The organism is Flavobacterium ustbae, assembly GCF_003946915.1.
GTDB lineage: Bacteria > Bacteroidota > Bacteroidia > Flavobacteriales > Flavobacteriaceae > Flavobacterium > Flavobacterium ustbae.
This window is the reverse complement of sequence record NZ_RPOC01000005.1, coordinates 246,313-271,196: the sequence shown is the minus strand read 5'-3', so window position 1 is coordinate 271,196 and position 24,884 is coordinate 246,313. Positions and strand designations below refer to the sequence as shown.

Below are 24,884 nucleotides of genomic sequence, written 5' to 3'. Positions count from 1 at the left end.
CAATTGACAGAAAATTGTTCTTCCCATTCTCTGGTAATGAAAAGCGTTGTGGAGTTTTACTAGAATATTTTCTATTTGTCTAAAGAAGAGCCAACGGTTGAAAAAGACAATTAAAAACAAGAAAAGATTTGCTATAAAACTCAAGTTTAATCACAGAAGAAAATATCGGTATTTTTCCGCATTTCCTATTTTGATTGGAGCGGAATAAGGAAATTGAATTAATTAAAAACATATAATAGAATATGCCTGAAGACAGCATTGAACACATTAATTTTGAGGAAATTAATGATTTGGCTATTTCGAAGCCTTTAGTATCTCATATTTATACTGCCGATCCCTCTGCACATGTATTTAATGGTAAAATCTATATTTATCCTTCTCATGATATTGATGCGGGAATTCCGTTTAACGATAATGGCGACCATTTCGGAATGGAAGATTATCATGTTTTTTCGATGGAAGATATCTCTTCTAATGCTGTTGATAATGGTGTCGCGTTGCATGTAGATGACGTTGCCTGGGCCGAAAAACAAATGTGGGCGCCCGATGCTGCATTTAAAAATGGAAAATACTATCTGTATTTCCCCGCCAAAAACTGCAGTGGAGTTTTTCAGCTTGGAGTTGCGGTTAGCGATTCGCCAGTTGGGCCTTTTATTCCAGAAAAAGAAGCGATAAAAGGAAGCTACAGCATTGATCCAGCGGTTTTTGAAGACGAAGATGGCAGGCATTATATTTATTTTGGAGGCATCTGGGGCGGACAACTTCAGAAATACCGAAATAATATTTATGATGAAAACAATGAAGAGCCAAAGGCCAATGACAAGCAGTTAGGGCCAATTGTAGCAAGACTTCGGGAAGATATGTTGGAGTTTGACGAAGCTCCTAAAGAGATTAAGATTTTGGATGAAAATGGAAATGAACTTCTTGCAGGCGATAATGATCGTCGGTTTTTTGAAGCCTCGTGGGTTCATAAATACCATGGCAAATATTATTTTTCTTATTCTACAGGTGACACGCATTTTATCTGCTATGGAATTGGAGACAATCCATACGGGCCATTTACATATCAGGGCAGAATACTGAATCCGGTTGTGGGATGGACGTCGCACCATTCGATTTGTGAGGTTGAAGGCGAATGGTATTTATTTTATCATGATTCGAGTTTGTCGAAAGGCGTTACACATTTAAGAAGTATGAAAGTAACCAAGATCGATTATCTCGAAGACGGTTCGATTATTACGATTGATCCGTACAGGATTAAAAGATTGTTTGACTAGAGAATTTAATTTATTTTCTATGAAAAAAGAGAAGTCAGAGAAGGGAATTTGCTGTAATTCATATCATACAAACAATATAGAGATTGATTGTATAATATTTTGTTTTGAAGATAAGAAACTAAAAGTCTTGCTAATCAAAAATGAAAATGACGTTGAGCATGCTAGCTGGAAATTGCCCAGTAGCATTTTAAAAGAAGGAGAATCGATATTAGAAGCTGCACAAAAAATTGTAAAAAAACATATTCCCTCAGATGATTTCTTTTTAGAGCAGCTAAAAGCTTTTGATTACACTTCTTTATTGTCCTTTCAATATGGAATTTCAATTGGTTGTTATGCCATGATTACTAATAATAAAAGAGATTTTGAAGAAAAAGAGCTGCATTCTGACGTTGCTTGGGTAGAAATAAATGATACGGCAGGTTTGGATAAAAAGCACACCATTATTTTAGATTTTGGAATTAAAGAGCTGAGAAAAAACATGTGCTGCAGCGCGTTGGGATTTAACCTTTTGCCCGAAAAATTTACTTTGCTTCAAATTATTCAGTTGTATGAAGAAATACTAGGCATTGAAATCAATAAAACTAATTTTAGACGAAAGATTTTGCAGAGAAAACTGGTTCGAAGTTTAGATGAAAAAGAAGAAGGAGTTTCGTATCGAGCGCCTAAATTTTATAGTCTAAACATGTCGAAATATGAAATGTTTTGGAATATGAAATTTAACTTTTAAAAATTTCCTTTTAAATCTATGATATGATAGCTTAAGAACGTTATAAATCTTTTAGAATTTAAAATTGACAGACAATTTTATTAAAACTCCTTTCGTATATTTTACGATAGGAGTTTTTTTATGTGCAATCGATTGTTTCAGACTGTAATATATAGATTAAATGCTTGTTAATCAGTATAATTATTCTTAAAGTATACGATTTACTGGATATCTGCAATTGCATATTGTTCAAATTAGTAAGTTTTAACCTCTATAAAAATAAGAATGAAAAGAATTTTAACTTTTTATGCTTTATTTAAGAATTGGTCAAAAACACGTGTTATTTATCAAATTTCACTACAACGTTGTAGTGAAATTTGATAAATATTTAATATTTTGTCTTTAATTATGTATAATGTTTGTTTTTTTAAGACTATTTTTTTGTAGTTTATAAAAATATTTTACACAACCGATTGTGTTTGATTGATATTTTTCTATATTTGTGATAGATACATTTATGATATGATATTTATCTGACTTCATTTTATGTTAAATAAAGCTTACTAACTAAAACCAATTTTAATATTTAAATCAATTTTTATGACTAACCATTTTATTGTAAGTAAACAGAAACGTTTAAAATGTTTTTGTTTTTTTATGCTGATGTTTGCGTTTTCATTTCAATCTAAAGCACAGACGACAGTTACTGGAACAGTAAGTGATGATAGCGGGCCGATTCCAGGAGCGAATGTTAATTTAAAAGGCGCTACAAATGGAGTTAGTACCAGTTTTGATGGTACTTATTCTATAAATGTACCAGCCAATGGGGTACTTGTCTATAGTTTCATCGGTTTAAAAAGCAAAGAAGTATCCGTAAACGGGCAAAAAAATATCAATGTAAAGCTTGAAGAAGATGCAAACAACTTAAAAGAGGTTGTGGTAATCGGATATGGAACACAAATTAAGGAAGCCGTTACGGGATCTGTAGCTTCTCTTGGTGGCAAGGAATTGAACGAAGTTCCTGCGGCTAATATTACGCAAGCGCTTCAAGGTAGGCTGCCCGGAGTTGAATTGACGCAAACTTCTTCGAAACCTGGAGCAGCGATGCAAATTAGAATACGTGGGACACGATCGCTCACAGGCAGTAACGATCCGCTGGTTGTTCTAGACGGAGTTCCGTTTGCGGGATCTATTGGAGATATAAATCCTTCAGATATTAAGTCTGTAGACATTCTAAAAGACGCCTCTGCAACTGCTATCTATGGATCAAGAGGTGCAAACGGTGTAATATTGGTAACGACTTTAAAAGGACGTAAAAATCAGAAAGCTACATTTAATTATAATGGATTTAGTGGTATCAAACAAGCTTGGTCTAAATATCCTATGATGAATGGAGAGAAGTTTGCCGCCCTTCGTGATTACACTGGCCTTTATGTAGACGGCGTTAGTGAATCTCGCGATACCAATACAGATTGGCAGAGCCTTCTTTATGGTTCTGGAGAAATGATTAGCCATGATGTAAGCGTTTCAGGAGGAAGCGAAGCTGGTGCGTACAATGCTGGATTAGGATATTATAAAGAAGAGTCTGTTCTGCCTGGACAAAGTTATGAGCGTTTTACTCTTAGAGCAGGTTTAGATCAGCAGATTAATAGGTCAATCCGCATGGGATTTAATACCAACAGCAATTACAGTATTACTAACGGTGATAATATCGGAACGGGCAATATTTTAGCAACTTCGCCTCTTGCAAATCCGTATAATGAAGACGGGAGTTTGAAGAGAACGGTAAGTATGGCTGCAGATGATCAATGGGTTTACACGAGACAGTCCATAAAAAATTTAGGAGATGCATACGTTAATTTAAATAGAGCTTTTAGTTCTTACAATAATATTTTTGCCGAAGTAAAAATTCCTGGTATCGACGGCTTGAAATACAGACTTAATACAGGTTTGAATTTCCGTACATCCAACGCAGGATATTATGAAGGACAGGGCGTATTTGATGTTAATCCTTCAACATTATCAAACGCATCAATTACCAATGGATGGTCTACGCAATGGCTTTTAGAAAATCTGTTGACTTACGATAAAACTTTTGCAGAGAAACACACTGTCAATTTTGTAGGATTGTATTCAAACGAGCAATTTACAGGACAAAGTTCAAGAGTAAGCAGAAATGGTATTACTTCAGACGCTTTTCAGTTTTACAATTTAGGGCAAAGCGAAGAAGAAGCTGTTATCAATCCTGCCGATCAAGATTACACACAATGGGGACTTATATCGTATATGGCTAGGTTAATGTATTCTTATGACAATCGTTATTTCATATCAGGTACTGTACGTTCTGATGGTTCTTCAAGACTTTCTCCAGGCAACAAATGGGTAACTTATCCAGCAGTATCTGCAGGATGGACTATTTCAAACGAATCGTTTCTTAAAAACGTTAAACATATTAATTTATTAAAATTGAGAGCAGGGTACGGAGAAACATCTAATCAGGCCGTTTCGCCTTATGCAACTTTAGGAGCTTTAAGTACAAGACCTTACAATTTTGGAAGTACTAATTCTACAGGAGTATATGTTACAGAATTGCCCAATCCTAGTTTAGGATGGGAGTTTTCAACGACATGGAACTATGGTTTAGATTTTGGTTTTTTTAATAACCGTTTGTCAGGTACAGTAGAATACTATAAAACGAATACAAAAAATCTATTGCAACGTGTTGGATTGCCTGCAACATCTGGAGTAAACAGTTATGTGGCTAACGTGGGAGAAACAGAAAACAAAGGTTACGAAATTTCATTAAACGGAGTTATTTTGGATAATCCTAATGGAGTGACTTGGTCTGTTGGAGTTAATTTCTATAAGAATGAAAACAAGCTGGTGGCTTTAGCTTCTGGAGCTAGCCGTGACGAAGGCAATAACTGGTTTGTTGGGTATAATATTAATTCTATTTATGATTACGAAAAGGTCGGAATCTGGCAAGAAGGCGATCCCCATATGTCAATTTATGAGCCAGGACCTACAGGAATTGACCAACAGGGAACAGTCGTAGGATCAATTAAAGTGAAATATACAGGAGATTTTAATGCAGATGGTTCGCCAACACGTGCTATAAACGCAAGTGACCGCCAGATTATAGAAACTGATCCTGATTTTCAAGGAGGTTTCAATACGAACGTAACTTATAAAGGATTTGATTTTAGTGCTGTAGGAGCTTTTAAAAGTGGAGGAGTTTTAATTAGCACACTTTATGGCGGAGCAAGTTATATGAATTTATTAAACGGACGAAGAAGTAATGTGGACGTTGATTACTGGACACCAGATAATAGAGATGCTGAGTTCCCTAATCCGAGAGGTATTAGAAGTGGTGACAATCCTAAATACATGTCCACTATGGGATATTTTGATGCCTCTTATGTAAAAATTAGAGCGCTTACTCTAGGATACACCATTGACCAGAATTTTACAAGGAATTTAGGCATAGATAAATTAAGGGTATATTTTACGGCACAGAATCCATTTGTTTTATTTTCTCCCTATCATGATAAATCGGGAATGGATCCTGAAACGAATTCATTTGGAGACGAAAATCAGGCCGTTGCCTCTTATCAAAGAAGATTTTCTGTTATTGGTACCAATACGCCTTCAACCAGAAACTATTTATTCGGGCTTAATTTAACATTCTAATAAGACACAGACATGAAAAAATATATTTTAAAAAATTTAATTATAGGGTCAGCGGTTTTATGCTCTTTAGCCGGCTGCTCTGATATACTAGAAGAAAAACCGCATGATTTCTATGAGCCTAGCTATTTCAAAACAGAGCAAGGTGTTATACAGGGATTAACCTCACATTATGCTCATCTGCGCTGGATTTATGGGCAAGCTTATTTTTATAATGCATGTCAGACTGGTACAGATGAAGCAACGTATGCACAAAGTGCCGACGGAAATTTTAAAGATCATGACCTGTCAGGAGTTGGCGTAGTTACTCCTATGTCGAGTCGATCAGATGTTTTGTGGAACAACTCTTATTACGACATTAATACTGCCAGCGGAATTATAGAAAATGCTGCTGCTGTTGGAATTGCAAGCAATCTTGTTGCAGAATCTAAATTCTTCAGAGGATTTGATTACTTTTTATTAGTGCAGACTTTTGGAGGAGTGCCTTTAGATTTAGGTGCAGGAGAGCTTAAGTTTAATAGTAAGCCTTCAAGATATTCTAAACGTAATACAGTGCCTGAGGTTTATACAAAAGCTATTTTTCCAGATCTAGTGGCGGCTGTCAAAGAACTTCCAGATGCGCCTCGTTTAACTGGAACGGTAACAAAAACAGTAGCTCGTTTATTTTTAGCCAAAGCGTATCTTACTTATGCTTGGTGGCTTGAAAATCCTAATAATATACCAACTTACCCTGAAGCTGCACGAACAGATCCCGACGGTCATAATGCACAATGGTACTTTCAAGAAGCCTATAATCTGGCCGTAGAAGGAATTAATAATCCAGGACCGTATGCATTGCTTGATTCATTTTACGAAGTTAATTCAGGATCAAATGACAGAAATAAAGAAGTAATGCTGTACGCAGACCGTACCGAAAGCAGTGAATATTATAACGGATCAAGTCTTACTTACGGAAATGGAGGTTCTCCAGATAACTTTTCGGGATGGATGGTAACATGGAACTATACTGCTATAAGAAGTAAAAACGGAAGTGCTGCAGTTTCTTCGGTACAGAGAGAAGCAAACCAGTTCTTAGGACGTCCGTGGACGAGAATGGCTCCTCCTATAGAAGTATTTACGAATACTTTTGCAGATAAAACCAACGATTCTAGATACGACGGAACATTCACAACCGTTTTTAGAGGAAATTGGAATCTATTGGGAACTGGGTTAACGAATGTTGCCTCCTTAACCAATGCAAATGGTCTAACAGTTAGGCCAGGCGATGCTATTTTAACATTCCTTAATGATGAGCCTGCAACAGCAATAACTTATCCTTCGGGACAAGGAGATAGTGGAGTAGGTGCAGGGGTTTTGCCAGGCAGAGCAGATTATGTTATCTCTCCAAAAGGAATAAGCAGAATTGTTTATCCTGGATTTTGGAAATTGGGACCTTACAGAACCGATAATGCGGGAGGACTTGGGCAGCCAAATGCAGCAAGTACAAGACCATTTCCTGTAGCAAAATTCTCTGAGCTTTATCTTGTGGCAGCAGAAGCGGCGGCTAAAGGAGCAACAGGTAGCTTAAGCGCTAGATCTCTTGTAAATGTTCTAAGAGCTAGAGCAGGAAAATGGAAATGGGACAATAACGGAAATATCGCTAAATCAGCAGACAATAGCGCAGCAATGACAAGCGCAACTCCAACAGTGGTTGATGTGAACTATATACTTGCAGAACGTTCAAGAGAATTTTTTGGAGAAGGATATCGCTGGTATGATCTAGTAAGAACTCAGAAATGGAATGAGCTTGCAGGCAAGTACTCAATAGGAGGATCTAACTACGGACAGCATACTCCAGAGGTTGTGACGAGAACAATTGATGCCCATCATTATCTGAGACCGATTCCACAAGCGCAAATGGACGGAATGGAAATGTCTGCAGATGAAAAGGCAGCCTATCAGAATCCAGGATACTAATTTTTCATTTTTGGTTAGTTTTGTTTATTGCCGAGAGTTCTGCTCTCGGCTTTTTACTATTTTTTTTAAAATATTTTTATAATAATAAGCAATGAAAAATAAAAAAATATTTTTTTTATCTGCGGTTACACTGTTATGCTCACTGCTTATGCAGGCGCAGAGCAGTTCAAAAAAAATAAAAAAAGGAAAGTCTCCTATTTTTTCAAACGTCATTTACAAAGGAGATGATCAGGTGTATAAAAACAATCCGTTAAAAGAAGATGAATTTTATTCACCAGTTTTACAAGGATGTTATCCTGATCCAGCGATTACCAGAAAGGGCGATGATTATTATATGGTCTGCTCTTCTTTTGCCATGTTTCCTGGAGTGCCGATTTTTCATTCTAAAGATTTAGTTAACTGGACAGATCTAGGAGGCGTATTGGATAAAGTTTCTGAATTTAATCCGCATGATACGGGAATAAGTGCAGGAATTTATGCGCCAGGAATTACGTATAATCCGCACAATGATACTTTTTATATGATTGTAACTGCTTTTACGGGAAATATGGGCAACATTATAGTAAAAACAAAAGACCCGAAAAAAGGTTGGGGAAGCCCAATCAAATTGGATTTTAACGGAATCGATCCGAGTATCTTTTTTGATGATGACGGAAAAGGATATGTAGTACATAACGATGCTCCAGATAAAGGAAAAGAATTGTATAACGGGCATCGTGTAATTAAAGTTTGGGACTATGATTTAGAAAATGATAAGGTCATTCCTGGAACAGATAAAATTATAGTTAATGGCGGTGTAGATCTTTCTAAAAAGCCCATTTGGATAGAAGCTCCTCATTTATATAAAAAAGACGGCCATTTTTATTTGATGTGTGCTGAAGGCGGTACAGGAGGAAATCATAGCGAAGTCGTTTTTATGAGTGAAAGTCCGAAAGGGCCATTTAAACCCTCTTCAAATAATCCGATTCTTACACAAAGATATTTTCCGCAAAACAGACCCAATAAAGTAGACTGGGTAGGACACGCCGATTTAGTATTAGGGCCCGATAATAAATATTATGGCGTATTTTTAGGAATTCGTCCAAATCAAAAAGATAGAGTAAACACAGGACGCGAAACCTTTATGTTGCCAGTTGACTGGTCTGGAACTTTTCCTGTATTTGAAAACGGTTTAGTGCCAATAGAACCAAAATTAAAAATGCCAAAAGGCGTGGTAAACAAAACAGGTCGTGATGGCTTTTTTCCTAATGGCAATTTTATGTTTACAGAGAATTTTACTTCAGAAAAATTAGATTACAGATGGATTGGATTGCGCGGGCCACGAGAACATTTTATTTCGATTGTTAAAAAAGGCTTACAGATTAATCCATTTCCAGTAAGTATAAAAGAACTAAAACCAACGTCAACATTATTTTACAGACAGCAGCATAACACTTTTTCATTTTCTACAGCACTAGACTATAAGCCAGAATCTGAAAAAGATCTTGCAGGAATTGTATGTCTGCAAAACGAGCGTTTTAATTATGTTTTTGGCATAACCCAAAAAGACAAAGACACTTATATAGTATTGGAGAGAACAGAAAATGGAAAGTCTGAAATTATTGCAAGTTCAAAAATAGACATTAAAGGAACAGTACGTCTTCAGGTAGAAGCAGTTGGAGATAACTATCAGTTTAGCTACGCTTTGAATGGTATTGATTTTAAAAATCTGGGAAGTTTGATTTCAGGAGATATTCTTTCGACAAATGTAGCTGGAGGATTTACAGGAGCTTTAATAGGTTTATATGCAACGGCATCCAATGATGCAAATCCGAAATAAGAAATTAGAATTAGTTTTTAAAATTGTATGATAAAGAGATACTTAAAATATGGATTGTTTTTCAGCCTTTTTATTTTAATTGCAGGATGTAAAACGACTCAAGAGGTGAATTCTTCTACATTGTCAGTTTCTAAAAACTGGGTAGGATCGTGGGCGTGCGCGCAAATGCTCGTAGAGCCAAACAATATGCCACCACCGCCCGGTTTAGCAGAAAATACCCTTCGTCAAATTGTAAAAGTTTCAATAGGTGGAGCGCATATTCGGTTTCGTTTTTCAAATTTATTTAGTGATGAAGCTACGGTTTTAAAAAAAGTTAGTATAGCCGATGTGCTGAATGCGCCAGAAATTGATAAAAACACACAAAAAGAATTAAGTTTTAATGGAAATCAAGAAATAACAATAGAACCCGGAAAGGAAGTATTTTCAGATGTGCTTAATTTTCAATTGAAACCCGGACAGCTTTTGGCTATTACTATTTATTACGGAACAGCATCTCAAAAAACAACGGGACATCCAGGATCTAGAACAACTTCTTATATTTTGCAGGGAGATAATGTTAACAATGTGTCTTTTGAAGGTGCAGTAAAAACAGATCATTGGTACTCTATAATGGGATTGGACGTAATGGCTTCCAAAAAAACTGCTGCTATAGTATGTTTAGGCAATTCAATTACAGACGGACGCGGTTCGGGAACTAACAGACAGAATCGGTGGACAGATATTTTGGCAGCACGATTATTGGCAGATAAAAACAAAGAAAATATAGGAGTGCTAAATTTAGGTATTGGCGGAAACTGCGTGGTAAAAGGGGGATTAGGCCCTACAGCACTAGACCGATTTGATCGAGATGTACTTTCGCAGTCTGGTGTAAAATGGCTTGTAATTCTAGAAGGAATAAATGATATAGGAGGAATTAAGCGTGCCGAAGAAGTGCCTCAAAAAACAAAAGAAATTATAGATGCCTATAAAATTATGATTGATAAAGCACATGCCAAAGGAATCAAAGTGTATGGATGTACGATTTTACCTTTTCAAAAATCATTTTACGATGCGCCATTTAAACAAGAAGCTAGAGATATAGTAAACGCTTGGATTCGGAATAATGACTTTGATGCTGTTATAGATTTTGACAGCGAAATGGCTTCCAAAACAGATCTTAAAACCATTTTGCCTGATATGCATGACGGCGATTTTCTGCATCCAAATGAACTTGGATACCGTCGAATGGGAGAAGTGATAGATTTAAATTTATTTAAATAGAATCAGAATTTTGAAGTGCCAGATTTGATATAAAGCTCTACTGTTTTCTAACGAAATTTATAAAAATAACATGAACGCAATCATAAGATTTTTTGCATTGGCTATTATTTTGATAGCGCAAAACGCACATTCCCAAGATCCAAATTTTCATATCTATTTGAGTTTTGGGCAATCAAATATGGAAGGAGCTGCACCAATAGAATCTCAGGATAAAATGAATATCGATCCTCGTTTCCAGGTTTTAGAAGCTGTAAACTGCCCAGATTTGAATCGTGAAATGGGTAATTGGTATACTGCAATTCCGCCACTGTGCCGGTGTAAAACAGGATTAACTCTAACAGATAATTTTGGTAGAACGATGGTGGCAAATCTTCCTAAAAATATAAAAGTAGGTATTGTCAATGTTGCAGTTGGCGGATGTAAAATAGAGCTTTTTGATAAAGATAAAGAAGAAAGTTATATCGCTACTGCTCCAGACTGGATGGTAGGAATAATCAAAGAATATAACGGAAGTCCGTATACAAGGTTGGTCGAAATGGCAAAAATTGCACAGAAAAGTGGTATAATAAAAGGTATTTTATTGCATCAGGGAGAATCTAATACCGGCGACACGCTTTGGCCAAAAAAAGTCAAAATAGTTTATGATAATTTAATAAAAGATCTGAATCTTGACCCTAAAAAAGTGCCTTTGCTTTCTGGTGAAACCGTAAATGAAGATCAGAATGGTAAATGTGCGAGCATGAATAACATAATTGCCACATTGCCAATCACGATACCAACATCTTATATTATTTCATCAAAAGGCTGTACAGTTGCAGCAGATCTTTTACATTTTAATTCAGATGGCTATAAAGAGTTAGGAAAACGCTATGCCGTAAAAATGCTTTGGTTACAAGGTTATACATTCGAAAAAGAACCGTTTAATGCAAATTGAAAGATTTTGTTTTTAATAAATTCAATCTGAAACCAATAAGAAACACTAAATGAAAAATTATTTTAAATTTCTACTTACAGTAATCTTTGTTCTATTAAGTAATATGGCAAATGCCACGCAGCCTTTTATAACCGAAGATAAAAATCAGAATGTTATGGTGCTAAAAGAAAAGTCTCTAGGTCTTTCTTTTTTTGTAAATCCAAATTTAGATTCTGGAATTCTACGTGCTGTAAATCATCTTCAATCAGATTTTGAAAAAGTTACAGGTCAGCGCCCTAGAGTTTTAAATCAGCATCCAAATGTTTCGTCGCCGCTTATTATAATTGGAATGATAGGATCTAATTCGATTATTGATGATTTAGTTAAACAGAAAAAGATAGAAGGAAAAGAACTTAAAGGAAAGAATGAAAAATTTATCATACAGCAGGTTAAAAATCCTTTTAAAGGAGTAGAAGAAGCGCTGGTAGTTGCAGGAAGCGATAAACGAGGCACTATTTATGGAATTTATGAATTGTCGAGACAGATTGGTGTTTCTCCTTGGTATTACTGGGCAGATGTGCCAGTGAAGCATGAAGAAAATATCTATTTCGTTAAGGGAATTTACACAGAAGGAGAACCAGCTGTAAAGTATAGAGGAATTTTTCTTAATGATGAAGCGCCAGCTTTAAGCGGTTGGGCAAAAGCTACTTTTGGTGGATTTAATAGCCATTTTTACGAAAAAGTTTTTGAATTAATACTTAGGCTAAAAGCCAATTATATGTGGCCGGCAATGTGGGGAAATGCATTTTATGATGATGATGCGGAGAATGGCTCATTGGCAAATGAAATGGGAATAGTGATGGGAACTTCTCATCATGAACCAATGGCTTTGGCACAGACAGACTGGCGACGTTATATTAAAAAAAACAATTTGCCTAATATTTGGGATTACTCCAAAAACAAAACAGTTTTAGATGAATTTTGGAAAACGGGAATTCAGCGAAGTAAAAACTGGGAAAAATTAGTGACTATTGGAATGCGTGGTGATGGAGACGAAGCAATGAGCGAAGGCACTAATATAAGCCTGCTTGAAAATATTGTAAAGGAACAGCGCAAAATTATAGAAAAAGAAACAGGAAAAAGCGCAGACAAAACACCGCAGGTATGGGCATTGTACAAAGAAGTTCAAGATTATTACGATCAGGGAATGCGCGTTCCTAACGATGTAATTCTTTTGTTTTGCGATGATAATTGGGGAAATGTACGCAAACTTCCAGATTTGTCTAAGCCTTTGCATAAAGGCGGATACGGGATGTATTATCATTTTGATTATGTGGGCGGACCTAGAAATTCTAAATGGATTAATATAAGTCCGATACAGCGAGTTTGGGAGCAAATGAATCTGAGTTATCAAAATGGGGTTGATAAAATATGGATTGTAAATGTGGGCGATTTAAAACCAATGGAATTCCCGATTAGTTTCTTTCTAGACATGGCTTGGAATCCTGAAAAATTTAATTCTCAGAATCTCTTTCAGTATACAGAGAAGTGGGCAGCACAACAATTTGGAGAGAAATTCTCAAAAGAAATCGCAAGATTATTAGATACATATCCCAAATACAATCGTCGTGTTACTCCAGAAATGTTAGATAGTAAAACGTATTCTTTGGAAAATTATAATGAATTTGAAACCGTTGTAAATGACTATAAAAATCTAGCATTAGACGCTTATAGAATTTATAATGAACTTCCGAATGAATATAAAGATTCCTATTTTCAGCTGGTTTTATATCCAATAGATGCTTGCTCGAACCTCTATGAAATGTATTTTGCTCAAGCAAAAAACAGAAAAATGGCAGAAGCTAAAAATAAGCTTGCCAATTATTATGCCGATCAGGTTAAAGCTAAATTTGAACGAGATTCTATTCTTCAAAATAAATATAATAATGAAATTTCGGGTGGCAAATGGACACATATGATGGATCAAATGCGAATAGGCTATAAAGCTTGGCACGATTCTGCAAAAAACATTCTTCCTGATGTAAAATATCTTTCAGATGATGAAATTGTTGCGCCAAGAGTATTTGTCGAGAAAGAGGGTTATGTGTCGATTGATGCAGAACATTTTTCGAAAATGAATAATTCAAAAAAATCACATTGGGAAATAATTCCCAATTTTGGAAAAACGTTGAGTGGCATTACTATATTTCCGCAAAATAGTTATCCTTCAGAACAAGAAAACATTTTTGTAGAATATGAGATTGATTTTTCTTCTAAAGGAGAATGTACTGTAGAACTTTTGCTGGCTCCAACGCTAAATTTTAATAGCAATAAAGGGCTTCGATATGAAATATCTTTTGATGGAGAAAATCCACAACGTGTAAATTTCAATGGACACTATAAAGGCGAATTAGGAAAATGGCAGGCAGAACATATAATTCATTCCTCGACCAAACACAACATTCTGAAATCAGGAAGACATATTCTTCGTTTTAGGGTTTTAGACCCAGGAATTGTACTTCAAAAAGTATTAATCGATACTGGTGGCTTAAAAACTTCTTATCTTGGAGCTCCTGAAAGCGATAGCGTATTAGAATAGAAAAACTATTATTCTACTCAAATTGCAAATGCATGTGAACTCTTAGTTATTTTAGAAACTGAGAATAAAAAAATAAGATGAAAACAAAAGATTTTATATATGCTTTTTTGGTTGCTATATGGAGTGTTTCGACAATTAAAGCTCAAAAAACCGAAGCTCAAAACCCTATTATTTTTGCAGACGTACCCGATATATCTATAATCAGGGTTCATGATGCTTATTATATGAGCAGTACAACAATGCATATGAATCCTGGAGTGCCAATTATGAAATCTAAAGATTTAGTGAATTGGTATCTAGTTAATTATGCTTACCAAATTTTAGAAAAAAATGATGATCGGCTGAATTTAGATCATGGAAAAAATGATTACGGAAGAGGTTCATGGGCGAGTAGTTTGCGTTATCATAATAAGGTGTATTATGTGAGCACTTTTTCAGGAACTACGGGCAAAACCTATATTTTTTCAACAAAAGATATCGAAAAAGGGCCTTGGAAGAAAACGGTTTTAAACAATTCGTATCATGACCATTCGCTTTTCTTCGATGATAATGGCAAAGTTTACTTGGTTTGGGGCGGTGGAAAGCTTCAAATTGTAGAATTGAAAGAGGATCTATCAGAAGTTAAAGAAGAAACAAAGAGAATATTAATTGAAAATGCCAATGCGCCTGCGAAAAGTGATATAATGCTTCCGGCAGAAGGTTCGCAGCTATTTAAAATTAAGGGGAAATATTATTTATTTAATATATGTTGGCCAAAAGACGGTATGCGTACCGTAATTATACACAGAGCTGATAACATTACAGGTCCGTGGGAAGGAAAAATAGGACTGCAGAATTTAGGCGTTGCACAGGGCGGACTTGTAGATACTCCAGATGGCAGATGGTTTTCGTATTTATTTAAAGATGCGGGTGGCGTAGGCCGTATTCCATATTTAGTTCCCGTAAAATGGGAAAACGATTGGCCAGTATTGGGCGAAAACGGGAAAGTGCCATCAAATTTAGATCTTCCGCCAAATAAAAGCCTTATTCCGGGAATTGTAAAATCTGATGAATTTACCCGTAGAAAAGGAGAAAATGATCTGCCTTTGGTTTGGCAGTGGAATCATAATCCGGATAATGCACATTGGTCTGTAAAAGAACGAAAAGGTTATTTAAGATTAAAAACAGCTAGAATAGACAGCAGTTTTACGCAGATAAAAAATATTTTGACACAAAGAACTTTTGGACCGGTATGTTCAGCAAATACTATGGTGGATCTTTCAAATATGAAAAGCGGTGACTTTGCTGGACTTTCGCTGCTGCAAAAGGATTATGGTTTAGTTGGCGTAAAAGTTGATAATGGAGTAAAAAAAATCGTTATGGCAGATGCCGAAAAAGGAAGTTATCAAGAAATTGAAAGTGTTTTATTAAATCAAACCAAAATATATTTTAAAGCTGAATGTGATTTTAGAAACCAAGCAGATCAGGGACGATTTTATTACAGTTTGGACGGAAAAAAATGGATTGGTATCGGAAAAGCTATAAAAATGCCTTATACAATTCCTCATTTTATGGGCTATAGATTTGGGTTGTTTAATTATGCTTCCAAAACAATCGGAGGTTTTGCCGATTTTGATTATTTCCGTATTGAGGATAAAATTTTAGAAAATAATTAATCTCATTATTGCAGAAAGGTTCTAAGAAAATCAGAAGACTTTACCGATAAAATATTTTGTCTCATATTATTTTAGTTTTTTATCGCAGAAAAGTAGTACAGCTCCGTTGTTTTACGGCATATATTGGCCTGTCTATTTTTAATTTAACCTAGACTTTATATTCCATTTACCTTGTGATTGTATACTTGCGGGTTAAAATGCTACACAATGATCAGGTCTTTATTTTTTTTCTTTATTTGTAATGTATTCGCCTTTGCGCAAGAGATTAAGTTCGAAAATTTTACAACAAATCAAGGGTTGTCCAACAACTCGGTAAATGATGTAGAAAATGACAGCAATGGAGGCTTATGGATTGCTACTTGGGATGGTCTAAACTATTTTGATGGCTACAGTTTTAAGATTTACAAAAACGACCAGAATAACGATAAAACCATTTCTAGCAACTACATTACCAAATTAGAAAAAGATGCTGATGGCAATATTTGGCTCATTACAAAAGAAGGAGATATTAATCAATATATAGGAAAACAGGAGTTTAAAAGTTTCAAATTTAAAAGTATTCCGAAAAATATTCATTTGTCTGAAAAGGGAAATATAGTAGTTCAGACAGATGATGGTTATTTTGAATTCAAGAATAAATCCTTTTCTGTAATTCCTTATAACAAAGTAAAGTCAAATGATTACACCAGCCTTAAAAATATACTGCTAAGAAAATATCCAAAACTAATTATCAATGGTGTTTTAAAAGATAAGGAAGGCAACATATGGTTTGCCACTCGCGAAAATGGAATATATATCATTACCAATAACTCCGAAGTAAATAATATAAAGCATTTTACCTCCGATTTATATACGCCATATTCTTTTAAAAGTAACGAAATAGAAACACTTCATGAAGATGATTTCGGCAATATCTGGCTTGGGCAAAAGGACGGTGGTCTAAGTATGGCCTATACCGGTTCTGAGAGAATAAATTTGATAACACCGCATCCTGTAAAGCAGCCCAATCTACCCGCCGAAACAATTAGAGCCGTTACCAAAGATAGTAAAGGAAAAATGTGGCTCGGATTTTATACTAGAGGGATTTACTATTTTAATGAAGGCAATGGCTTTTTTACAAAATTCAAAATTGATCAAGCTGTTTCTGCTCCAGATTGGGAGCGTGTAAGAACTTTGTTTACGGCAAGTGACGGAGCAGTTTGGGCGGGAACATACAAAGGTATTTTACGAATTAAAGACAATAGAATTACAAGTATTGAAAATAGCGGTATTCCAGGTTTGTCTATTGCCAGATGTTATTCTATGTGCGAGGACCAGAACAAACAGATTTGGATGGGCTGCTGGGGAGGTCTAGCAAAATTTAATATGCTGTCAGGAAAATTTGAAAAATTTAGAGGTCAGGAATTGCTAAACAAATATCATATTCGATGCGTTAGAAAAAACAATCACAATCTTATATTGGCAACAGAAAACAATGGAGTGCTTGTATTTGATTTAAATACAGGTACTTTAAAAAATATTACTGCAAATGAAGGAATCTTAGGCAATAGCATTTATTCTGTTTTTATAGACGAACAAACCGATAATTACTGGATTGCTTCTCTTGGCGGTGTCAGTATCTTTAATAAAAAGAAGGGGCTGATAAAAAATATCACAGAAAACGACGGACTTCCGAGCCATATGGTTTACGGACTTATTGACAATGGCGACAAAATTTGGGTTAGCACTACTAAAGGAATTGCTTCTATCGATAAAAAGAATTACGGCGTTGATTCTTATAATCCATCTTACGGATGGCAAGCTCCAGAGTTTTCTGAAGGAGCTTATTATCAGGATTCTAAAGGCAATATGTTTTTTGGTGGAGTTGGCGGATTGAATTACTTTAATCCAAATACGCTATATTACGACAATTCGAAAGCAAAAATTAGGCTTAAAATAGATGGTACCGAAGATTATCTAAAAACTATCGAAAAGAGCTTTAGCAATAATCAATTGGAAATAGAAGTTATACCGATTCTTTTTCCTAGAGATAAAAAGGCTAACATCTACTATAAATTAGAAGGAGAAGATGAAAACTGGGTTTTATTGCCATCAAATAATAAAATTGAATATACAGATTTATCATCTGGCGAGTATCGGTTTTTAATAAAGCAAGGTAAGAATGGCGTTGTAGAACCTGTTTTTTTTGAACTTCATATTGGAGCAGCTTTTTATGAATCTGGATTGTTTTATGTTTTTTTAATTGGTTCGGTGCTTATTGTTTGTGTTGTTGTAATGTATCTTAAAAATAAAGCGGTTCTTTCTCAGCAAAAATATTTGGAAGATCTCGTAAAAGCACGAACGACAGTTATCGAAAATCAGAAAAAAAATCTGGAAGAAATTAACGAAGAACTAGATCAAAAGAATAAGAAAATAGTAGAGCAAAAAGAGAAACTCTTGATTTTGCATAGCAATTTAAAAAATGAAAATTTTGAAATTGAGAAATTCAAAACGTTTATGCTTGCTGAATTTCAGGAACCAATTTCGCAAATAATTAAAATTTCCAGTTCCTTTAAAAAGGATACAGAAGCGCACAAAGATTTGACACTTCAGTCGGGCAAATTAGTCAATCTTATATCGGAATGGAATTACTTGGAACATGTTAAAGAACTTGGCCCTTTGAAGAAAACGGCAACAGATTTGTTTCCAGTATTAAAGAATAATGTTGAAAAATTAAAGAAAGACCTGCAAATAAATCAGGTCAATTTCAATTGCGAGATAACGAACATGGATTGCTTTGCAGCAGTAGATTTACTTCGTTTAAAACTTTCGCTTCAATATTTTTTTAATGATTTAAGCAAATACTCTGATAAAGACAGTACTTTAAAGATTATGATTGGGTATGAAAAAGGCTATCTAGAAATCAAAACCACTTCAGACAGCGTTATTTTAAAGAATAATTGGTACAATATTTCTCATTATAGCCCTTATTTTAGAGCGTTGCAGGTTTTATTGCAAGATCTAGAAGGAGAAATATTGTCGACATCCGAAGAACATTTTAAGGCAGTTTTGCGTATTCCGATACAAATTGCTGAGGATTTAAATTTAAAAGAAACCATTTCGTGGAAAAATTTTAATTCTCAGGAGCAATTTTCTGAAGATAAAAAATGTCTCCTAGTTGTTGGTGATGCCTATAATAATCCTGTGGCAAATCAGGTTTTGGAAAGCGAAAATTACAACTTGATTTTTGAAAATTCGGTTTCAAATCTAAATGCTGTAATCAAACATAGTGAAGTTTCGGCCATAGTTTTTTATCAGGCAGAATTTTCAAAAGAGCTTTTTAATTTTTTAAAATCAAATAAAGAAAATACAACTCTAAAAATACCACTTATTTATATTTCTGAAGATATTAATTACGAACTCGATGAGGAGTTGTTAGAATTAGGTATTGATACTCATATTAAACTTCCGGCTCGTGCCTCGTTTATAAAGAAAAAAGTAGACAGTTTAATACATCAGAATCAAGAACCGGCAAGAGAATATAAAATTCAGCAGAAAATATTCGAAATCTTAACAGAAAACAATGAGCATATAACTGCAAATGAAAAACTTTTAAAAAAGGCATTAGAAATTATTAGAAATCAATTGCAGAATCCTTTATTTAATGTAGAATTATTGGCAGACGAATTAGGGATTTCAAGAGTGAAATGCTATCGCTTATTTAAAGAAACTTTAAATCAGTCACCTTCAGATATACTAATGTCACTTCGTCTCCAGAAAGCAGAAGTCTTGTTAAAAACAAAGAAGTTGAACATTTCAGAAATCAGTTTTGAGTGTGGTTATAATGACCCAAAATACTTTGGACGCTCTTTTAAAAAGTATTTTGGAAAGAGTCCGAAGGAATATAAGGAGCTTTCTGTCTAGTTTTTTTTTGTTAGCACTGTATTTATAGAAAGTTAGGGCAAAGTTAATGAACAAAAACACCCCTTTTTTGATGTTAATTCTATCCTAAATTGAATTAAAAGTCCTCTTTTGAAAAACAAAAATCCTCCTTTTGGAGGGATCGTTAAGATACTTTTGGCAAAACAAAAAAAGTATTTTAAATGAAAAAAATTTATGCATTTTTAATTCTTGTTTTAGGATGTATGTCATATTCCTATGCACAAGTAAATGTATCGGGAGCTGTAGTTTCTGATGTTGAAAAAGTACCAGTTCCTGGAGTCTCTGTATTTATTAAGGGAGAACCAAGAGGAGCTGTGACAACAGATTTTGATGGGAAATTTGTAATTAAATCACAGCAAAATTCAGGTGTTTTAGTTTTTTCCTATGTAGGATTTCAAAGAAAAGAGGTTTCTTTTTCTGGAGCTCAAAATTTGACTGTTTCATTGGCCGAAGAGGTAAGTACTCTTAACGAAGTAGTAGTTGTAGGTTACGGTTCTCAAAAGAGATCTGATGTTACAGGAGCAATTGGTTCTGTAAAAGCTGAAAATTTTAATAAAGGAGTTGTTGCTAATGCAGGACAGTTAATTCAAGGTAAAGTTGCCGGAGTTAACGTTGTTGCCGCAAGTGGTGAGCCTGGAGCAAATCAAGATATTATTATTCGTGGAGTTGGAAGTTTACGTTCTGGAACTACTCCTCTGTATGTAGTTGATGGTTTTGCTTTAGATAATACTAATAATGGTGTTGCCTCAAACCCATTAAACTTTATCAACCCTCAGGATATAGAAAGTATTGAAGTGCTTAAAGATGCATCTGCATCTGCAATTTACGGTTCTAGAGCAGCAAACGGAGTAGTTGTAATTACTACTAAAAAAGGAAAAAGCGGCAGAACTCAAATGAATCTTAATGTAACTACTGGATATTCTTCTTTAGCTAATAAAGTAGATGTTTTTAGTGCAGATGAATTTAGAAGACAAGTTGTGGCTGTAAATGGAAATTTACAAGATGGCGGTGCCAACACAGACTGGCAAGATGAATTGACTAGAACAGGTGTTTCTCAAAACGTTAACTTCTCGATGAGTGGTGGAACAGATAAATCTACTTATTCTGCTTCTGTTGGTGGAGACAATCAGGAAGGTGTTTTAAGAAACAGTAATTTAAAACGTTATTCTGGACGTTTAAATCTAACTCAAAAAGCATTAAACGATAAATTTAATGTTGCGTTTAATTTAACAGCAACTAAATTTGAAAACTCAAGACCAGATGCAAGAACTGTAGTAGGTAACATGCTAACAATGAACCCTACAGATGCATTATATGTTAACGGAGAACCAAATGTTAACTTAAGTAATGATGTTTTAAATCCTTTAATCAGTGAGAGAATTTACTCTGATGAAACAAACAACAATCGTATTTTGGCTAATATTGCTCCATCTTACGAATTCATAAAAGGATTAACGTACAAATTTAATCTTGGAGTAGATTATTCAATGTCTGAGAGAGATATTCAAGTTTTACCTTATTCGTCTGCAACTAATACTACTTTAGGGTCTTTAAATAACGTAATTACAAATAATAATAACGTTTTGTATGAGAATACTTTAACGTATACTTTCGATAAGAATGCTCATAATTTCACGGTTTTAGCAGGTCAGTCGTATCAGAAAATACAAGTATATCAGAAAAGTTATAATTTATCTGGTTTCCCTGATAATGGTGTAGAGCCAAAAAATCAGATTGAAACAGCAAGTGAGCGTACAACTCAGTCATCATCTGCAGTAGAAAATGAGCTTCAGTCTTTCTTTGGAAGATTAAACTACGGATACGATAATAAATACTTGCTTACAGCAACAATGCGTGCCGACGGTTCTTCTAAATTTGGTAAAAACAATAGATACGGATATTTCCCATCTGTTGCATTAGGTTGGAATATTACTAAAGAAGATTTCTTAAAAGAATCTGAAACATTAAACAATCTAAAACTTAGAGCGAGTTGGGGACAAACAGGTTCTCAGGAGATTCCTTCAAAAATTACAAAAGCAAGTTATACAGAAAGTAATACAGGAAGCGACACGTATCCGTTAGATCCATCGGCTACAGACTTGGCAGGATATCCTTATGGTTCAATCTATACACGTTTGGCTAATCCTAACATCCAATGGGAAGTTTCAACACAGGCTAACATAGGTTTAGATTTCAGTTTGTTCAACAACAGATTATCTGGAACAGTAGATTATTTCAACAAAGTGTCTGAAAATATTTTACTTGAAGTAGCGCCTACAGATCCTATTCAGCCAACATCTAAATATTGGACAAATATTCCAAATATGCAGATCAAAAACAATGGTATTGAGGTAGCGTTAGATTACAGCAGTGATAAAGCTAAAGATTTCTCGTACAGTATTGGTGGAAACATTTCGTTCACTAATAATAAAGTAGAAAACTCTCCTTATAAAATATTGACTACAGGTGGAGCGCAAGGAGGCGGACAGTCTGGAGCTACAATTAATGGTGTACTTAATGGGCAGCCAATCGGTTCTTTCTACATGCTTGACTTTACAGGAATTGGTCCAGACGGATTAAACCAATTTGCAGATACAAATGGAGACGGACAGATTCTTGACGATGACCGTATTGTTGCAGGAAGTGCATTACCAGATTATATCTATGCATTCTACTTGAATTTTAAATATAAAAACTTGGATTTAGGCTTTAATTTCAACGGAGCACAAGGAAATAAAATTTACAACCACGTGGCAATGACATCATTCAACAGAGGAAGTTTAGCCAATTCATTTAATACGACAGACAGAGCTACACAATATTTAAACGAAGCTTCTACAAATTCTAATACAGTTTCTACCAGATATTTAGAAGACGGTAGTTTCTTAAGATTAAACAATGCGACTTTAGGATATAACTTAAGTCCAAAATCGATTGGATTGGATAACGTAATGGACAATATCCGTCTTTCTATTACAGGACAAAACTTATTTGTAATTACAAGCTACAGTGGCTTTGATCCTGAGATTAACACAGGAACTTCAGTTGGTGATATTCAGTCTTTTGGTATTGATTATTTCAGTTACCCAAGAAGCAGAACTATCGTATTTGGCTTAAACGTAGCATTTTAATAAAAAAGAACAAAACATGAAAAATAAAATAATAGTGGCAGCTCTTGCATTAGGTTTATTATTTACCTGGAGCTGTACAGATTTAGAAGAAAACGTACTGGACGAATCCCTAGACGGTGCAGGACAGGCAGAGGCTATCAGTGGGGCAATTGCACCAGCTTATGGTCAGCTAAAAGCAACTTGGATACATACAAACAATTTTGGATTACAGTTAATTGCAAGTGACGAAGGTATCTTACCTTACAGAGGAGGTACAGACTGGTACGATGGAGGTAAATATTTAGCAGTGCATGCACATACTACTACACCTACAAATGACTTGGTGACAAGTACTTGGAATGAGCTGACTAAAAATATTTCAAGAACATTATCAGCTATTGAAGTATTGACTCCGCTTGCAGAAGACGGAAATACAGAAGCACAAGGAGCACTTTACGAGATGAAAGCCCTTAGAGCTTATTTAAATATGATGACATTAGACAGCTGGGGATTGGTGTTTAAAAAAGAATCTTCTTCTACTACATCAGAAATTCTTCGCGGACAAGATGCTGTTACTTATATAGAAGAAGAATTATTGTCAGTAGCCGATGTTATCAACAATACTAAAGGTCCAGGAAGAATGACTCAAGGTGCAGTTTGGGGACTTTTGGCGAGATTGAATCTTAATGCAGCTGTTTATCGTGATCCTTACGGAACACCTCAGTTTACAGCAGCAGATATGGACAAGGTTATTAAATATACAGATAACATTATTAACTCAGGTAAATACAGTTTATCTCCAGAATATTTTGATTTATTTGATGATGATAACAATTCGAATAAAGAAGTAATTTTTGCAATGGATCAGCGTGGTGTTTTAAAAGACGAACACAACCGTTGGGCATACTGGTCAATTCCAGGATCAATGTTTCCAAGACCAGAATCTATCAATGCCGATGGAACTGACGGTCCAGCAATTACATCTGATTTTTACCAAACATGGGTAAGTGCTTATGGAAATGTAGATCCAGCAGATGCTGATTCAAGATTCTATAAAAACAATGCAAAAGTTCCAGCTAATTTGAAAGACCTTACTGGACTTTCACCGCTAAATGATGAGAATCATTACTATTGTGTAAACGCAGAAGAATTTGAAATTGACAGAGGAATTATGAGAGGTATTCCGTGGGCAGCAAGAAAAGATGCAAACGGAGCTTTCTACAAATGTGATAACGGTTATAGAATTTATCCAGTTAAACAAATTAAAGGTAACGGACCAGATAAAAATGTAGGTTATGTAAACTTGACAGAGAAAGTTGATTTTACTAAAGAAGGTAGTATGCACTATTCTGGATATAGAGTTTCTAAATACCAATTTAGCCATACTTCTCCAGACGGAAATAATTACAGTAGTGTAGATATGGTTCTTTTAAGATATGCTGAAATTTATATGATGCGTGCCGAAGCTAAATTAAGAAAAGGTGATAACGGAGGTGCATTAGCAGACATGAATACAGTAAGAACTTCAAGAACAGCTCGTGCTCCAATTCCAGCGGCGCTTCCGGCAATCAACTTAGATATTTTGTATAGAGAATACGGTTTCGAATTTTACTGGGAAGGTTTAAGAAGAAATACTCAGATTCGTTTCAGCCATTTTGAAGATAAATGGACAGAGAAATCGGATACAGATGTAAATAAGAGATTGTTCCCAATTCCGCAAGTAGCAATTGATGGAGCGTCTAATACTCCTGGCTATTTAGTACAGAATAAAGGATACTAGTTTAAGTTTGTTTTTTTTATATTGAATTAAAAGGCTGCCGTTTAATACTGTACCAAATAAAAATTGGCAGTCTTTTTTGTGTTAGTTGTTAAAACAGGGCTGATAAAAAAGCCCTGTTTTTATTATACATTACAAAGGCTTGATCCCAAAAAGCTTTTTGCATTTTTCGAATTACGGTCTGCCATAGCAGCTCGATACTCC

At 35.0% G+C, this 24,884-nt stretch carries 12 protein-coding genes; all 12 read left to right on the top strand.

The window, feature by feature from the left end:
• Positions 1 to 242: 242 nt before the first annotated feature.
• The 12 genes from EG814_RS09740 to EG814_RS09685 all read left to right on the top strand — a co-directional run bounded on the left by EG814_RS09740 (position 243) and on the right by EG814_RS09685 (position 24,683).
• A complete protein-coding gene (locus EG814_RS09740; protein WP_125721338.1) occupies positions 243 to 1,277 on the top strand; it encodes a glycoside hydrolase family 43 protein in 1,035 nt (344 codons plus the stop codon).
• Between the two features lie 19 nt (positions 1,278 to 1,296).
• Complete coding sequence (locus EG814_RS09735; protein WP_125721336.1) at positions 1,297 to 2,004, top strand: NUDIX hydrolase; 708 nt, start codon at positions 1,297 to 1,299, stop codon at positions 2,002 to 2,004.
• Between the two features lie 579 nt (positions 2,005 to 2,583).
• Positions 2,584 to 5,673, top strand: a complete 3,090-nt coding sequence (locus EG814_RS09730) for a SusC/RagA family TonB-linked outer membrane protein (RefSeq protein ID WP_125721334.1) — start codon at positions 2,584 to 2,586, stop codon at positions 5,671 to 5,673.
• 12 nt (positions 5,674 to 5,685) lie between these two features.
• Positions 5,686 to 7,626, top strand: a complete 1,941-nt coding sequence (locus EG814_RS09725; RefSeq protein WP_125721332.1) for a RagB/SusD family nutrient uptake outer membrane protein — start codon at positions 5,686 to 5,688, stop codon at positions 7,624 to 7,626.
• 91 nt (positions 7,627 to 7,717) lie between these two features.
• The gene (locus EG814_RS09720; RefSeq protein WP_125721330.1) at positions 7,718 to 9,445 is read left to right on the top strand and encodes a glycoside hydrolase family 43 protein; all 1,728 of its coding nucleotides are present in this window, start codon (positions 7,718 to 7,720) and stop codon (positions 9,443 to 9,445) included.
• A 27-nt stretch (positions 9,446 to 9,472) separates the two neighbouring features.
• Positions 9,473 to 10,705 (top strand): SGNH/GDSL hydrolase family protein, encoded by a 1,233-nt coding sequence (locus EG814_RS09715; protein ID WP_125721328.1) that lies wholly within the window; start codon positions 9,473 to 9,475, stop codon positions 10,703 to 10,705.
• 70 nt (positions 10,706 to 10,775) lie between these two features.
• A complete protein-coding gene (locus tag EG814_RS09710; RefSeq protein ID WP_125721326.1) occupies positions 10,776 to 11,639 on the top strand; it encodes a sialate O-acetylesterase in 864 nt (287 codons plus the stop codon).
• A gap of 49 nt (positions 11,640 to 11,688) precedes the next feature.
• Positions 11,689 to 14,217, top strand: coding sequence for a glycosyl hydrolase 115 family protein (locus EG814_RS09705; protein ID WP_125721324.1), 2,529 nt, complete (start codon positions 11,689 to 11,691; stop codon positions 14,215 to 14,217).
• 77 nt (positions 14,218 to 14,294) lie between these two features.
• A complete protein-coding gene (locus EG814_RS09700; RefSeq protein WP_125721322.1) occupies positions 14,295 to 15,872 on the top strand; it encodes a glycoside hydrolase family 43 protein in 1,578 nt (525 codons plus the stop codon).
• A 207-nt stretch (positions 15,873 to 16,079) separates the two neighbouring features.
• The gene (locus EG814_RS09695) at positions 16,080 to 19,775 is read left to right on the top strand and encodes a two-component regulator propeller domain-containing protein (RefSeq protein WP_125721320.1); all 3,696 of its coding nucleotides are present in this window, start codon (positions 16,080 to 16,082) and stop codon (positions 19,773 to 19,775) included.
• Positions 19,776 to 19,954: 179 nt separating this feature from the next.
• Complete coding sequence (locus tag EG814_RS09690) at positions 19,955 to 22,924, top strand: SusC/RagA family TonB-linked outer membrane protein (protein WP_125721318.1); 2,970 nt, start codon at positions 19,955 to 19,957, stop codon at positions 22,922 to 22,924.
• A 16-nt stretch (positions 22,925 to 22,940) separates the two neighbouring features.
• Complete coding sequence (locus EG814_RS09685) at positions 22,941 to 24,683, top strand: RagB/SusD family nutrient uptake outer membrane protein (RefSeq protein WP_125721316.1); 1,743 nt, start codon at positions 22,941 to 22,943, stop codon at positions 24,681 to 24,683.
• Positions 24,684 to 24,884: the final 201 nt, after the last annotated feature.

Excerpts from the sequence above, each read along its gene's own strand:
- EG814_RS09695 (WP_125721320.1), top strand. The coding sequence starts at position 16,080 with ATGATCAGGTCTTTATTTTTTTTCTTTATTTGTAATGTATTCGCCTTT.
- EG814_RS09720 (WP_125721330.1), top strand. The coding sequence starts at position 7,718 with ATGAAAAATAAAAAAATATTTTTTTTATCTGCGGTTACACTGTTATGC.
- EG814_RS09710 (WP_125721326.1), top strand. The coding sequence starts at position 10,776 with ATGAACGCAATCATAAGATTTTTTGCATTGGCTATTATTTTGATAGCG.
- EG814_RS09690 (WP_125721318.1), top strand. The coding sequence starts at position 19,955 with ATGAAAAAAATTTATGCATTTTTAATTCTTGTTTTAGGATGTATGTCA.
- EG814_RS09700 (WP_125721322.1), top strand. The coding sequence starts at position 14,295 with ATGAAAACAAAAGATTTTATATATGCTTTTTTGGTTGCTATATGGAGT.
- EG814_RS09735 (WP_125721336.1), top strand. The coding sequence starts at position 1,297 with ATGAAAAAAGAGAAGTCAGAGAAGGGAATTTGCTGTAATTCATATCAT.
- EG814_RS09725 (WP_125721332.1), top strand. The coding sequence starts at position 5,686 with ATGAAAAAATATATTTTAAAAAATTTAATTATAGGGTCAGCGGTTTTA.
- EG814_RS09705 (WP_125721324.1), top strand. The coding sequence starts at position 11,689 with ATGAAAAATTATTTTAAATTTCTACTTACAGTAATCTTTGTTCTATTA.
- EG814_RS09740 (WP_125721338.1), top strand. The coding sequence starts at position 243 with ATGCCTGAAGACAGCATTGAACACATTAATTTTGAGGAAATTAATGAT.
- EG814_RS09715 (WP_125721328.1), top strand. The coding sequence starts at position 9,473 with ATGATAAAGAGATACTTAAAATATGGATTGTTTTTCAGCCTTTTTATT.
- EG814_RS09685 (WP_125721316.1), top strand. The coding sequence starts at position 22,941 with ATGAAAAATAAAATAATAGTGGCAGCTCTTGCATTAGGTTTATTATTT.
- EG814_RS09730 (WP_125721334.1), top strand. The coding sequence starts at position 2,584 with ATGACTAACCATTTTATTGTAAGTAAACAGAAACGTTTAAAATGTTTT.